Genomic DNA, 525 nt, shown 5'->3' with positions numbered 1-525 from the left:
AAGCGTTGCTTTTGAGTTAAGTTAGGCCGGTAATCTTTGAAATTACCAGTGACAAAAATTTAGTACTTCTGTAAGAAAAGGTCGTTCGGTTCGCGGAGCTCACCTCTCCTTACAGAAATTTAGTGAAGTGTTACTTCACTAGCAAAATTTCTGTCCCCATCGTCTAGAGGCCTAGGACACCGCCCTTTCACGGCGGTAACAGGGGTTCGAATCCCCTTGGGGACGCCATTTTCCGGTGTCACAGTCCGTAACTGTGAAATAGGCCGGTAGTAATTAGAAAGTTACTATCAGCGACAAAAATTTGTTTTTGTAAGGATAATGTCGCTCAGTTCGCAGAGCTTGCTTCGCCTTACAAAAAATCTCAAAAGCGTAGCTTTTGAAAGAAGATTTTTTGTCCCCATCGTCTAGAGGCCTAGGACACCGCCCTTTCACGGCGGTAACAGGGGTTCGAATCCCCTTGGGGACGCCATTTTCCGGTGTCACAGTCCGTAACTGTGAAATAGGCCGGTAGTAATTAGAAAGTTA

2 tRNA genes are annotated in these 525 nt (G+C 45.5%); both read left to right on the top strand.

The features are described from left to right. Positions 1-152: 152 nt before the first annotated feature. A tRNA-Glu gene (locus tag JKP82_RS20705) sits at positions 153-228 on the top strand. Between the two features lie 165 nt (positions 229-393). After that, positions 394-469: transfer RNA gene (locus JKP82_RS20700), tRNA-Glu, on the top strand. The last annotated feature ends 56 nt before the right edge of the window (positions 470-525 follow it).

Origin of the sequence: Alteromonas lipotrueae, from assembly GCF_019249215.1 — a bacterium.
Taxonomy (GTDB): Bacteria; Pseudomonadota; Gammaproteobacteria; order Enterobacterales; family Alteromonadaceae; genus Alteromonas; species Alteromonas lipotrueae.
The sequence above is the reverse complement of the archived record's forward strand: the minus strand, read 5'-3'. Positions and strand labels throughout refer to the sequence as shown.